The 13,124-nt window shown below is 71.1% G+C and carries 13 protein-coding genes; 6 read left to right on the plus strand and 7 right to left on the minus strand.

Annotated features, from left to right (window positions below; translation table 11 throughout):
- Positions 1 to 10: 10 nt before the first annotated feature.
- The 4 genes from BUR99_RS15640 to BUR99_RS15655 are packed head-to-tail and all read right to left on the minus strand — an operon-like array spanning position 11 to position 2,843.
- Entirely contained in the window at positions 11 to 730 is a 720-nt protein-coding gene (locus tag BUR99_RS15640; RefSeq protein WP_074261293.1) for a Type 1 glutamine amidotransferase-like domain-containing protein, read from the minus strand.
- A complete protein-coding gene (locus tag BUR99_RS15645) occupies positions 727 to 1,251 on the minus strand; it encodes a phosphoribosyltransferase (RefSeq protein ID WP_074261294.1) in 525 nt (174 codons plus the stop codon). The genes BUR99_RS15640 and BUR99_RS15645 overlap by 4 nt, the downstream gene beginning before the upstream one ends.
- 9 nt (positions 1,252 to 1,260) lie before the next feature.
- Positions 1,261 to 2,058, minus strand: coding sequence for a potassium channel family protein (locus tag BUR99_RS15650; RefSeq protein ID WP_074261295.1), 798 nt, complete (start codon positions 2,056 to 2,058; stop codon positions 1,261 to 1,263).
- Entirely contained in the window at positions 2,055 to 2,843 is a 789-nt protein-coding gene (locus BUR99_RS15655; protein ID WP_200802756.1) for an SDR family NAD(P)-dependent oxidoreductase, read from the minus strand. Before BUR99_RS15655 ends, BUR99_RS15650 begins: the two co-directional genes overlap by 4 nt.
- 96 nt (positions 2,844 to 2,939) lie before the next feature.
- Between BUR99_RS15655 and BUR99_RS15660 the strand changes: the two genes are divergently transcribed.
- The 6 genes from BUR99_RS15660 to BUR99_RS15685 all read left to right on the plus strand — a co-directional run bounded on the left by BUR99_RS15660 (position 2,940) and on the right by BUR99_RS15685 (position 10,041).
- Positions 2,940 to 3,992 carry an acyltransferase family protein gene (locus tag BUR99_RS15660; RefSeq protein ID WP_234980886.1) on the plus strand — a complete coding sequence of 351 codons (1,053 nt, stop codon included), beginning with the start codon at positions 2,940 to 2,942 and terminating at the stop codon, positions 3,990 to 3,992.
- Between the two features lie 168 nt (positions 3,993 to 4,160).
- Positions 4,161 to 5,483, plus strand: a complete 1,323-nt coding sequence (locus BUR99_RS15665; protein WP_074261297.1) for a bifunctional o-acetylhomoserine/o-acetylserine sulfhydrylase — start codon at positions 4,161 to 4,163, stop codon at positions 5,481 to 5,483.
- A gap of 144 nt (positions 5,484 to 5,627) precedes the next feature.
- On the plus strand, positions 5,628 to 6,833 hold the full coding sequence (gene metX / locus BUR99_RS15670; RefSeq protein ID WP_074261298.1) for a homoserine O-acetyltransferase MetX: 1,206 nt from the start codon (positions 5,628 to 5,630) through the stop codon (positions 6,831 to 6,833).
- A gap of 141 nt (positions 6,834 to 6,974) precedes the next feature.
- Positions 6,975 to 8,132 carry a sensor histidine kinase gene (locus tag BUR99_RS15675; RefSeq protein ID WP_074261299.1) on the plus strand — a complete coding sequence of 386 codons (1,158 nt, stop codon included), beginning with the start codon at positions 6,975 to 6,977 and terminating at the stop codon, positions 8,130 to 8,132.
- Positions 8,129 to 9,391 (plus strand): hypothetical protein, encoded by a 1,263-nt coding sequence (locus BUR99_RS15680; protein WP_074261300.1) that lies wholly within the window; start codon positions 8,129 to 8,131, stop codon positions 9,389 to 9,391. The genes BUR99_RS15675 and BUR99_RS15680 overlap by 4 nt, the downstream gene beginning before the upstream one ends.
- Positions 9,391 to 10,041: a response regulator transcription factor gene (locus BUR99_RS15685; protein WP_074261301.1), complete on the plus strand. Its 651-nt coding sequence runs from the start codon at positions 9,391 to 9,393 to the stop codon at positions 10,039 to 10,041. Before BUR99_RS15680 ends, BUR99_RS15685 begins: the two co-directional genes overlap by 1 nt.
- Before the next feature lie 76 nt (positions 10,042 to 10,117).
- Here the strand turns inward: BUR99_RS15685 and BUR99_RS15690 are convergent, their stop codons facing one another.
- From BUR99_RS15690 to BUR99_RS15700, 3 genes are all read right to left on the minus strand, one after another.
- Positions 10,118 to 11,392 (minus strand): MFS transporter, encoded by a 1,275-nt coding sequence (locus BUR99_RS15690; RefSeq protein ID WP_074261302.1) that lies wholly within the window; start codon positions 11,390 to 11,392, stop codon positions 10,118 to 10,120.
- 76 nt (positions 11,393 to 11,468) lie between these two features.
- Entirely contained in the window at positions 11,469 to 11,777 is a 309-nt protein-coding gene (locus BUR99_RS15695) for a thiamine-binding protein (RefSeq protein ID WP_074261303.1), read from the minus strand.
- Between the two features lie 11 nt (positions 11,778 to 11,788).
- A complete protein-coding gene (locus BUR99_RS15700; protein WP_074261304.1) occupies positions 11,789 to 13,084 on the minus strand; it encodes a glycosyltransferase 87 family protein in 1,296 nt (431 codons plus the stop codon).
- Between the last annotated feature and the right edge of the window lie 40 nt (positions 13,085 to 13,124).

Here is a 13,124-nt window from a genome sequence, read left to right on the forward strand (position 1 = left end):
CCGAGGCCACTCAGATGCCGATCGTGGAGACCAGCACGCCGCCCTCGGTCGGCAGTACCCGCCAGACACTGCCTTCGCCCTCTGAGCCGAGGCGGCCGTCGCCCACGATCAGCGCCGTGCGCTCGTCGATGCCGAGCCCGCCCGCGATGAGCCCGGACTCGACGGCGGCGACCAGCCGGGAGAGCATGCCGCGCTGGGCGACGTGCACCTCGATGGCGACGTCGACGAGGCCGATCCCGGACTCGATCTCGAGTTCGAGCCACGGCTCATCCGGATCCTCCGGCGCGACGGGCACGCCGCCGATGCGCGTGCCGCCGCCGAGCGAGCCCTCCGCCGCGACCATCGCTCCGGCCGAGACGCCGAGGTAGGGCACGCCGACGGCGACCTGCCGACGCAGTTCGCCGAACAGCGGTTCGAGTCCGGCGCGCACCTCTTCGACGACGCCGCCGCCCACGGCGATGCCGTCGACGTCGGCGATCGCGCTGAGCGCGACCGGCTCGCCGGACCGACCCGCGGTCGCGTGCGCCTCGATGCCCTCGCCGGCCGCGGCCAGCAGTTCGGCGAGCGCCGCCGCCTTCTCCTGCGCCTCGGGGTGCAGTGAGATCACGGCGATGCGCGGCCGGGTGCGGCCTGCCGCGCTCGCCCGTGCGGCCGCCTCGGCGACGAACGGCGCGTACAGCGCGGCATCCGCAGTGGTGGTCGCCCCGCCGCCGATGAGGTGGATGCTCACGCGGCGCCCTCCACGACCTCGACGGGCGGCAGCGCCGACCACGGGAAGATGATCCAGTCGTCGGTGCGGCGGTAGTCGAAGTCGGGCGCGAGCACCGTGTGGGACTTCGTGTACAGCGTCGCGGTGCGCACCTCGGCGCCCTCGTCGGTGAGCAGTGCGAGCACCTTGGCGAGCGTGCGGCCTGAGTCGGAGACGTCGTCGACGAGCAGCACGCGCTTGCCGCCGAGCGCCGGCGCGTCGAGCATCGGCGGGTGCAGCACGGGCTCGGGCAGGCGCTCGTCGATGCCCGAGTAGAACTCGACGTTGATCGAGCCGCAGGCCTTGGTGCCGAGGGCGTAGGAGATCGCGCCGGCCAGCAGCAGTCCGCCGCGGGCGATCGCGATCACGACGTCGGGCCGGAAGCCCGAGCGGAGCACGTCGCCCGCGAGGGTGCGCGCCGCCTCGCCGAACTCGTCCCAGGTGAGGATCTCGCGCTGTATGCCGTCGGATCCGAGGGCTGCGTCGTTGGCGTCGAAAGTCATCCCTACAGGCTACCCGCCGGTCCCGGCAGGGCGCTCGACGTCGGGGCTCTCCGCCGACTCGGGCGGCAGGGCGTGCGTCTCGGTCGGATCGGGCTCTTCGCCGGTGCCGAGCGTGGGCGCCGCGAGCCCGTGCCCGTCGTGCCTGAGTCCGGCGACCCGCTCGTTCAGGACCGAGATGATCGTGGCCGAGGCCGTTCCCACGATCGCGATGCCGCCCGCCATGAGCAGCACCGCGTAGAAGCGGCCGATCGGCGTGACCGGGTACTGGTCGCCGTACCCCACGGTGGTGATCGTGACGATCGCCCACCAGATGGCGTCGCCGAAGGTCGTGATGTTCGCGCCCTCGGCGTGGCGTTCCGCGTCGAGCGTGGCGAGCGCGAGGAAGAACACCCATGCGCAGGCGTACGCGAGGGCGAGGATGATGAACTGCGCCCGCACCGCGCTCGGCGTGTGGCGCTTCAGGACCGGCAGGTCCTGCAGGAGGCCGACGACGCGCAGCGCGCGGAACACCGGCAGGATGGCCGACAGCACCTCGAGCGGATGATGCCAGGCGTAGTGCCAGCGCCGGCCGTGCGGCGTGAGCGCGATTCGGATGACGACGTCGATGACGAAGATCACCCAGGTGAGGAGGAGGATGGTGAAGATGGTCGTCGTCACCCAGTCCGGTCGCGCCTGCCAGAGCACGTACACCGTGTAGGCCGTCACGAACGCCACGCCGAGCAGTGCGAGGGTGCGCGCGGTCACGTCGACATAGCGGGTGCGGCGCGCTGTGGCCGCGTCGCCCTCCGATGCGCCTCGGAGGGTCACCGGACGACCTCGGGCCGAACCGCGAGCTCGCCCTTCGTGAACCGGTACGGCGCGGCCTGCGCGACGGGCTTGACGACGATGAGGTCGAGGTCGACGTGCCTGGGCTTCAGCACCGCGTCGGTGATCACCGATGCGATGTCCTCGGCCAGGAGCGGTTCGGGCACGTCGTCGTAGACGGCCTCGGCCCTGGCGCGGTCGCCGCCGAAGCGCACGAGCGCGAACTCGTCGGTCTTCACCATGCCGGGAGCCACTTCGATGACCCGCAACGGTTCGCCGTTGAGCTCGAGGCGAAGCACCTCGGTCAGCGCGTGCGCGGCGAACTTCGCGGCGTTGTAGCCTCCCCCGCCGACGTAGGCCGTGTGCCCGGCGATCGAGGTGACGTTCACGATGTCGGCGACGCCGCGCTCGACGGCGCCGCGGCGCAGCAGCGGCAGCAGGGCGCTCGTGACGCGCTTCAGCGCGAGCACGTTCACCTCGAACATCCACGCCCAGTCGTCGACGTCGGAGTCCTCGACCGAGTCGAGCCCCTTCGCCCCGCCGGCGTTGTTGACGAGCGCGTGCACCGGTCCGGTCTCGGCGAGGTGGTCGCGCAGCCGGTCGACGTCGGCCTGCTTCGTCAGGTCGGCGACGACGACGGATGCCCCGGTCTCCGCGGCGAGCGCCCGCAGGCGCTCCTCTCGGCGCGCGACCCCGACGACGTCCCAACCGGCCGCGCGGAACGCACGCACGGTCGCCTCGCCGATGCCGGAACTCGCACCGGTCACGACCACTCGCAGCTCGCTCATGCGCCCATTCTGCCCTGCCGGGCGCCGCTCGTGCGGTTGAATGGACTGATGCATTCGCGACAGCCGGCACCCCCGACCAAGCGCAGACGTGTCCCCATGTGGGACAACGCCCGGTGGATCGCGATCACGCTCGTGGTCATCGGCCACGGCATCCTGCCGCTGATCGGCGAGTCGAACTCGGCCTACAGCGTCTACCTGTTCATCTACTCGTTCCACGTGGCGGTCTTCGTCACGGTCAGCGGGTACTTCGCGAAGTCCGGCCCGCCGAACGCGAGGGCGCTCCGTCAGGTGCTCACCGACATCGTCTTCCCCTTCCTCATCTTCGAGACGATCTGGACGATCATCAAGTGGCTGCTCGGGGGCGAGTTCGCACTCGACTTCGCCACGGCGTCGTGGACCCTCTGGTTCCTCATCGCCCTCGCGGTGTGGCGCATCGTGCTGCCGTACCTCGTGCTGCTGCGCTACCCGCTGCTCATCGCGATCGCGATCTCGATCGGCGCCGGGTACACCGAGTCGATCGACTCGACCTTCGCCCTCTCCCGCACGTTCGGCATGCTCCCGTTCTTCGTGTTCGGCTGGAAGCTGCGCCAGTGGCAGCTGACGGGCCGCTGGCTCGAGCTCCGCTCGGCGGTGGCCTGGCGCTGGCGGGCCGGCGCGATCGCGCTGTTCGGCGCGACGCTCGTGCTCATGCCGCTCGCGATCGAGACGTGGCGCGACCTGAAGCTGCGCCGGTTCATGCTCTACGACGAGTCGTACCAGGCCATCGGCTACGACGAGCCGTGGTCCGGCGCCATCCGGCTGGGGCTGCTGCTGTTCGCGATGCTCCTCTCGGTCGCGTTCCTCGTACTGATGCCGCGCGGTGCGACCTGGTTCACCCCGTTCGGCACCGCGACGATGTACATCTACCTGCTGCACACCTTCGTGCTCTTCCCGTTCCGCGAGACGGAGGTGCTCGCCGGAGACCAGCCGTTCTGGGTGCTGCCCTCGATGATGCTCTTCTGCATCGCGATCTCGATCGTGCTCTCGCTGAAACCCGTGCGCCGGGTGTTCCGGCCGCTCGTCGAGCCCAGGGCCCGGTGGATGTTCCGCCCCGAGCCGTCGACGGCGACCGGCACGATCGTGCTGCCGCCCGACGGCGAGCTGCGCTGACCGCAGCGGCCGCGTCGCCGCCGAACCGGCGCCGTCGTGCCCCGCACCGAGCGGATGCCTCGAGCGTGACGCCGTGTTGCGGCATCCGTTGCCCGTCGTTGCCGACGCGCCTAACGTGGCTCGAAAGCCGCGGCGGACCCGCCCGAGCCGTTCCCTGAGGAGACGTCCATGACCGAGACCGCCGACTGGCGCTTCGAGACCAAGCAGGTGCACTCGGGGGCCGCTCCCGACCCCGTGACCAACGCCCGCGCCACGCCGATCTACCAGACCACGTCGTACGTGTTCAACAGCGCCGAGCACGCGCAGAACCTCTTCGCGCTCGCCGAGTTCGGCAACATCTACACGCGCATCCAGAACCCGACGCAGGCGGTCGTCGAAGAGCGCGTCGCGGCCCTCGAGGGCGGCACGGGCGCGCTGCTCGTCGCCTCGGGCCAGTCGGCGGCCACCTTCGCGGTGCTGAACATCGCCCAGGCGGGCGACCACATCGTCTCGTCGTCGTCGATCTACGGCGGCACGTACAACCTCTTCAAGTACACGCTCGCCAAGCTCGGCATCGAGGCGACCTTCGTCGAGAACCAGGACGACGCCGACGAGTGGCGCCGCGCCGTGCGTCCGAACACGAAGCTCTTCTTCGCCGAGACGATCGGCAACCCGAAGATCAACGTGCTCGACATCGGCCTCGTGTCGGACGTCGCGCACGAGTCGGGCGTGCCGCTCATCGTCGACAACACGATCGCGACGCCGTACCTGATCCGTCCGTTCGAGCACGGCGCCGACATCATCATCCACTCGGCCACGAAGTTCCTCGGCGGCCACGGCACGACCATCGGCGGCGTCATCGTCGACGGCGGGAAGTTCGAGTGGTCGAAGAACGTCGAGAAGTTCCCCGGCCTGACCGAGCCCGACCCGTCGTACCACGGCGCGAGCTACACGGCGGCGGTCGGCGACGGCCTGGCATACATCATCAAGGCCCGCGTGCAGTTGCTGCGCGACCTCGGCGCCGCGATCTCGCCGAACAGCGCATGGCTGCTCATCCAGGGCATCGAGACGCTCTCCCTCCGCATCGAGCGCCACGTGCAGAACGCCCAGGAGATCGCGGAGTGGCTCGACAACCACCCCGACGTCGCGAGCGTCAACTACTCGGGCCTGCCGTCGAGCCCCTGGTATGCGGCAGCGAACACGTACGCCCCCAAGGGCGTCGGTGCGGTGCTCTCGTTCGAGCTGAAGGGCGGGGTCGGCGCCGGCCGCGCGCTCGTCGACAACCTGTCGCTGTTCAGCCACCTCGCCAACATCGGCGATGTGCGATCGCTCGTCATCCACCCCGCGTCCACGACGCACTCGCAGCTGACCCCCGAGCAGCAGCTCACGACCGGCGTCACGCCGGGCCTCGTGCGCCTGTCGGTCGGCATCGAGAACATCGACGACCTGAAGGCCGACCTCGAGGCGGGCTTCGCCGCTGCGCGCGCCGCCACGGAGGCCGCTCGCGTCTGACGCGCCACCACGAACGGCGGATGCCGCGGGCCTGCACGGGCCCGCGGCATCCGCCGTCTCCACGGCTGCTCGCGTTCCGGCCGCGCACGGCGACCGCGGCGTAACAATGAGCGGCGGCGCATCGACCTCGGCGAGAATCGAAGCATGGACTGGCAGACGACCGCCGATGCGGTGCCCGCGAGCATCGTGACCGAGGCGCGCGCGGCGTCGCTGGCCGGCCGCGCCCCCGCCACCGGCGCCTGGCGCGAGGGCGACGCCCTGGGCGACCGCCGGTTCGTGAGCATCGGCGAGGTGGCCCTCGAGTCCGGCCGTGTACTGCCCTCCGTCCGCATCGCCTACGAACAGTGGGGCACGCTCTCCCCCGCCCGCGACAACGCGATCCTCGTGCTGCACGCGCTGACCGGCGACAGTCATGTGGTCGGACCGGCCGGCCGCGCGCACCCGAGCGCCGGCTGGTGGCCCGGCATCGTCGGCCCTGGCCTCGCGATCGACACCGACCGCTGGTTCGTCGTCGCGCCGAACGTGCTCGGCGGGTGCCAGGGCTCCACCGGGCCCGCGTCCCTCGCGCCCGACCGTGCCGAATGGGGCATCCGGTTCCCCTTCCTCACGATCCGCGACCAGGTGCGCGCGCAGATCGCGTTCGCCCGCGAACTCGGCATCGAGCGCTTCGCCGCGGTCGTCGGCGGCTCGATGGGCGCCATGCACGTGCTCGAGTGGGCGATCATGGCGCCCGACGCCGTCGAGCGCATCGCGGTGCTCGCGGCGCCGGCCGCGACCTCGGCCGACCAGATCGCCCTGAACTCGGTGCAGATCGAGGCGATCCGCACCGATCCGGCCTTCCGCGGCGGCGAGTTCTACGATGCGCCCGACGGCGACGGGCCCACCCGAGGGCTCGCGCTCGCACGGCGCATGGCGATGCTCAACTACCGCACCGCGAGCGAGCTCAACCAGCGGTTCGACCGGAGTTGGCAATCGGATCTCGATCCGCTCGGCGGCGACGGGCGGTTCGCCGTCGAGTCCTACCTCGATTTCCACGGCAACAAGTTCACGCGGCGCTTCGACGCCAACAGCTACATCGTGCTCACGCAGGCGATGAACTCGCACGACATCGGGCGCGGTCGCGGCGGCGTGTCGGCGGCGCTCGCAGCGGTCGAGGCGCGCAGCCTCGTGCTCGGCATCGACAGCGACCGCTACTTCCCCCTCGCCGGTCAGGCTGAGATCGCCGCCGGACTGCCCGGGAGCGTCCACGGGCCCGCACCGGTCGTCGTCTCGTCCGAGTACGGCCACGATGCGTTCCTCATCGAGGACGACGCCATCGCGGCCGCCATCGACCGACTGCTCGCCGCCTGAGCGACTCGTTCGCCCCTGAGCGACCCCCTCGCCGCCTGAGGAGCTGCGGGCGCCGGGCCTCCCCGCACCCGGCCCGACTCCGCTACCCTTCGAATTGACGGCGTGTGCATCCGATGCCGCCGACACGGTCGAGGGGGTGTCATGAAGCGCATCCACAAGGAGCGCGACCGACTGCTCCGCACGCTCGCGAGGGTCTCCGGGCTGAGCGGCGCGGCCGGGTCGTTCCTGTGCCTGCTCGTGCCCGGGGTGTCGACCGGCCTCGAACTCCTGTTCGCGGCCGTGCTCAGCGCCGGTGCCGTCGTCTTCATCATGCTGCACACCGCACGCGGCGCGATCGCGCCCGCCCTGGGCGTCGTCGCCTGCGCGATCGGGCTCATCAGTCTGCTCGGCGCTGCGCCGGTGATCGATCCGGCCGCCGCCGCCGCGATGACGGTCACCGCGGCGGTGACCGCCGCTTCGGTCGCCATCCCGTTGATCGTGCGACCCGACGGCCCGTACCTCGTGCTCGGCCTCGTCGCGGCCGTGCTCATCGCCGTCGGAGTCGTCGCGATCACGGGCCACTCGATGGAGGTCGTGGCCATCGGCGCCCTCATGGGCTGGGCGGCCAACGCCACGATCGGCATCTGGCTCGACCGATCGATCGCCGCAGCAGCCGCCCGCATCCACGAGGTGGGCCGGGCCCACGAGGCCGAGCGCCTCGCGAGCGAGCTCGAGTCGCAACAGCGCCAGGACGCCCGGGTGCTGCACGACACCGTGCTCGCGACGCTGAGCCTGCTCGCCCATTCGGGCGTCGGCGTCGGCGCCGGCGCGCTTCGACAGCAGGCCGGTGACGACGCGCGACTGCTCAAGCAACTGCGGCTCGGCGCACCGATCGACCGGGGCTCGACCGCGGTCTTCTCCCCCGAGTCCGACGACGACAGCCTGGGCGTGACCTTCGAGTCGGTGCGCCAGCGGTTCGCCCGCATGGGCCTCGATGTGAACTGGCACGGTGCCGGCCGGCTCGCGTTGCCCCGCGACACGCTCGACGCGCTCCTCGGCGCGCTCGGCGAGTGCCTCGAGAACGTGCGCCGGCATTCCGGCGTCAGTGCGGCGGATGTCACCGTCAGCGACGACGAACGCACGGTCCGTGCGATGGTCACCGACGCCGGTTCCGGCTTCGAGCCGGCCGCGGTCGACGGCGCTCGACTCGGATACTCGGAGTCGGTCGTCGGCCGGCTCAGCATGGTCGGCGGGCGCGCGCGCATCTTCTCCTCCCCCGGCTCGGGCACGACCGTGATGCTCGAGGTGCCGAAGCCATGAGCGACGCGCAGATCCCGACGACCACACTCGGACGCCAGTTCCGGCGGCCGAGCCGATCGGCACGCGCCGCGGGCGACGTGCGCGAGAGCCACGGCGGCCGCCGTCTGGCCACCGGCATCACGATCGCGTCGGCCTTCATCATCCTCGGGCACCTCGCGCACGCGGTGACCCTGACACCGCTGTTCCCGCCCGGCCCAGGGCCCTGGGCGGCCTGGCTCGCCCTCGCCGGTGTCGTCGGCATCGGCGTAGTCTCCCGCCTCGTCTCGCGCAACGCCCCCCTGCCCGATGTGCTCTACGTCGTGCTGCTCGTCGCGCTCATCGCTCCGGTCTGGCTCGACGTCACCGCGTCGATGGGGCTGCTCCACCTCGGCGTCACGCCGACCGCGGCGGCAGCCGCAGGGGCCGTGCTGATGCCGGTTGCCGCGATCCGGGGCATCCGCATCCCGATGCTCGTGGCGAGCTTGATCGGCGCGGTCATCGCGGGCTCGGCGCTCCTGCAGATCACGACGGCCGGCCATTACACGGTGACGGGGCTCGCCGTCGCCGGGACCACGGTGCTGCCGATGGTCGTCGCCGTGATCGCGATCGGCGGGTTCCGGCGGCTCATCCGACGCGAGCTCGACCTGTCGCTCGTGCAGAGCACGGTTGCGACTCCCCGCACCGCGGTCGGCATGCGTGCCTCCGAGGAGCTCGCCCAGCTCGACTTCGACGCGGAGTCGCTCCTCGACGACGTCGGTTCCGGGCGCATCGCGATCCCCCTCCCCGCCGAGGCGGCCGAGCGCGCGGGCGACCTCGCCGCCCGGCTCCGCGTGCGACTCATCGAAGGTCGCAACGACACCTGGCTCCGGCACGCGGTGACCGAGTCGGCGTATCTCAGCAATCGGGTCACGGTCGACGACCCGGGCGGACTCGCCGGCGTGCTTTCCTCCGATCAGCGCGACGGACTCCTGCTCGCACTGTGGTTCCTCGTGGGCGAGCATTCGAAGGGCACCGCCGAGCTCGCCGCGCACGTCACGTGTCGCGAACCCGACGATGCATCCGACCCGCGAACACCCGATGTGCAGCTCTCGATCGACGTCTCCGGCGTCGTTCAGCGTCGCGTCGACCCCGCAACTTGGGATGCACTCGGTACAGTCGGTACACACGATGTCGTTACGGGGACCGATTCATTCCGGATCGACATCGACTGCCGAGTCGACCCGAACGCCTCGGCAGGCGTAACGGTCGCCCGTGGGGCGGCCCGTCAAAGGGGAAGCTGATGGCTGAGACCGCTCCACCGATCCGTCTGGCGATCGTCGACGATCACCGCATGCTCTTGGGCGCGCTCTCCGAGTGGATCCGTACCGCAGCCCCCGACATCGAGCTCCTCGCTGCGGTGCCGTCGTGGTCCGAGCTCCTCGCCCACCCCGAGTTCCCGGTCGACGTCGTGCTCCTCGATCTCGACCTGCGCGACAACATCCCCATCTCGTTGAAGCTGTCGATGCTGAAGTCGGCCGGCGTGCAGACGATGCTGATGAGCACGTATTCCGAGCCGACCGTCGTTCGCGAGGCCCTCGGTTCCGGGGCGCTCGGCTACCTCGTGAAGTCGGAGCCCGTCGAGACCATCATCGAGGCGATCCGTGCTGCACGGGTCGGCGAGTCGTACCTCACGCCCGAGCTCGAGCTCGCACTCACCGCGGAGGGCACGTCGCCGAAGCTCTCGGCGCAGGAGCGCCGCGTGATGGCGCTCTACGGCGCCGGTCAGCCGGTCAAGGCGGTGGCGTTCCAGCTCGGCATCTCGGAGGAGACGGCGAAGAGCTACCTCAAGCGCATCCGCGAGAAGTACCGCGCCGCAGGGTACGACGTCGGCACCAAGGTCGCGCTCCGCAAGCGCGCGATCCTCGACGGGATCCTGCTGCAGTCCGACTGAGCAGGGTCACGACCGCAGGGTCACGACCGCAGGGTCACGACCGCAGGGTCACGACCGCAGGGTCACGACCGCAGGGTCACGACTCGACGGCGCGCATCGCGCCCGTCGCATACGGCACCGCGACCCCGCGGCGCACGCGCGAGCGATCGAGTGCGAACGAGACGACGGCGAGCAGGGTCCCCGCGATGGTGAGCAGGAGCCCGATCCAGATCGGGGCGACGTAGCCGAGTCCGCCGGCGATCGCGATACCGCCGAGCAGCGCGCCGAGGGCGTTGCCGACGTTCAGCGCCGAGTGGTTCAGTGCGGCGGCGATCGACTGGCTGTCGCGCGCGACGTCCATGAGTCGGGCCTGGATGGTCGGTGAGAGCGCAGCAGCCGCCGCGCCGACGAGCAGCACGCCGGCGAACAGTCCGATCGGGCTCGACGCGGTGAACCCGAGCAGCACGAGCGCGCCCGCAAGCACCGCGAAGAACAGGTACATCGAGCGGCGCACGCTCCAGTCGGCGAGTCGGCCGCCCACGAGGTTGCCGACGGTCATGCCGACGCCGATGGCGATGAGCACGACGGGCACGAGCTCCTCCGGCAGCCCCGTCACCTCGGTGGCGAGCGGGGCGACGTAGCTGTAGACCGCGAAGAGTCCGCCGAAGCCCACCGCGCCGATGCCGAGGGCGAACCACACCTGGGCCCGGGTGAACGCCTTCAGCTCTCGCTTCATCGTCGCGCCCGGGTCGCCCGCCTGCCACGGCACTGCGACGAGCACCGCGACGAAGGTGAGGGCGAAGATGACCGCCACGGCGAGGTAGGCGATGCGCCATCCGGCGAGCTGGCCGAGCCAGGTGATCGAGGGCACGCCGATGACGTTCGCGATGGTGAGGCCCGAAAGCACGAGTGCGACTCCGCGCGCCCGCTTGCCCGGGCCCATCAGGCTCGCGGCGACGAGCGAGGCGATGCCGAAGTAGGCGCCATGCGGCAGGGCGGAGACGAAGCGGGCGACGAGCACGAGTTCGAAGCTCGGCAGCACGGCCGAGGCGATCGTGCCGAGCGTGAAGGCGGTGAGGAGTGCGAGCAGCAGCCGCTTCCGGGGCCAGCGCGCGGCCGCGGCCGCGATCGTCGGCGCGCCGACGACGACGCCGAGGGCGTAGGCCGAGATCATCCATCCGGCGTTCGCGTTCGCCGCGGCGGTCGACTGCGCCGAGAGCTCGGGCAGCAGGTCGAGGGCGATGTTCGGCAGCAGGCCCATCGCGACGAACTCGGTCGAGCCGATGCCGAAGCCGCCGAGGGCGAGCGCGAGGAGCGCGAAACGGATGCGGGCCGGCGACAGCGTCGTCGGCCCGTCGATGGGGAGGGTCACCCGTCGATTCTCCCACAGGAATCGAATCGATTCGATAGCCGTGCCGGAGCCGCCGGGAGCGGCCGTGCCGTGATCGTCAGTCGAGATCTTCCAGGGCCGTCTCGAGACGGTCGATCTTCGCGTCGAGCTCGCCGGACCGCCCAGGGCGGATGTCGGCCTTCAGCACGAGCGAGACCCGCGGGCCGTACGCGCCGACGGCCTCCGTGGCACGCCGGATCACGTCGAAGACCTCGTCCCACTCGCCTTCCAGCTCCGTGAACATCGACGTCGTCCGGTTCGGGAGGCCCGACTCCCGCACGATCCGCACCGCTGCGGCCACCGCGTCGTGAACGGACCCCTCGGGCCCTTCGGCTCCGCTCGGGGCCACTGAGAATGCCACCAGCATGTTCGACTCCTTCAGTTCTCTTCGAGGTCGGGTACGCGACGCACGGCATCGGCCGCGGACGACCGCGCTGCTCGCGGCGACCCGAGCCGCCACATCGAGCGGATGCCCCAGACGAGCAGCACCACGAGCAGCAGCGACTTCGCCGTCAGCAGGAAGACGAAGGCCGGATCGGCGATCAGGAGCCACCCGTACCAGTAGGGGTAGATGATGTGCGTGATGAGCGCGATCGACGCGGCGACGAGCGAGGGCACCGCGAACCGCGCGGGTCGGAAGACGAGTCCGAGGATCACCGGGGCCGCGAGCCACGTGACGAACTGCGGCGAACCGACCTTGTTCGCGAGCATGAGCACGACGACGAACGACAGCGCGAGCGGCGGCAGCAGGCGGCCGAATGCGGCTCCACCGCGCACGGCGCGGATGCCGATGAGCACGACGACGAGCACCCCGATCGCCATGAGCGGAGTGGTCAGTGCCGCCGCGGCATCCGCACCGGGCCCCTCGATCTGGAAGGTGAGGATCTGGCGGTCGTAGACGATCCGCACCGACTTCGAGCCCGCGACGATCTGCCAGAGCCAGCCGACCGCGAGCGGCGCCTCGATCTGCAGCCCCCGCCCGGCCTGCTCGGCGATGAAGCCGACGGCGTTCGCACCGGAACCGGCGAGGAGGCTCACGGCGAGGATGCCGACGCTGAGCGAGAGCGCGACGGTGAGCACCTCGAATCGCCGGCGCGCGGCGATCACGAGCGCGGCGACGAGGGCCGCCGGCCAGACCTTGATCCACGCGCCGATCGTGAGCAGCGCGGCGGCGACGCGCGGACGACCGGCTGCCCACAACAGGCCGGTGATCGCGAACGGCACGGTGATGGCATCGATGCGGCCGAAGGCGATGGGGCCGAGCAGCGCGAGGAAGCCGAGCCACCACCAGGCGGCGATCCGGCGGGGGCGGGAGAGTCTCGCACGGCCGATGAGCACGCTGAACGCGATGGCGTTCAGCACGGTCACGATGGCGAGCCAGGTCTGCGCGTACCAGGCAGAACCGAGGGCGAGCGCGGCGGCCATCGGTGCGAAGGCGAGGATGGGGTACACCCACGGCGCGTCGATGCCCATGCGGAGCCAGCCGTGCGCGGCGTTCTCGGCCCACAGCCGGTACACGGCCGTCACGTCGCCGAGCGGGTAGCCGGGAGCCGTCAGGTTCAGCCAGATGAGCGCAGCGTGCACGAGGGCGAAGCCCGTCCAGAGGGCAGCCCGGGTGCCGAGGAACCGGCGGATGCGATGACCGGATGCCTCGCGCCCATCCCCGTCCGTCATGGCCAAGAGCCTAGCCGAGCGTCACAATCCGCCACGTGCT

The sequence above is a fragment of the Agromyces cerinus subsp. cerinus genome, assembly GCF_900142065.1.
Lineage (GTDB): Bacteria > Actinomycetota > Actinomycetes > Actinomycetales > Microbacteriaceae > Agromyces > Agromyces cerinus.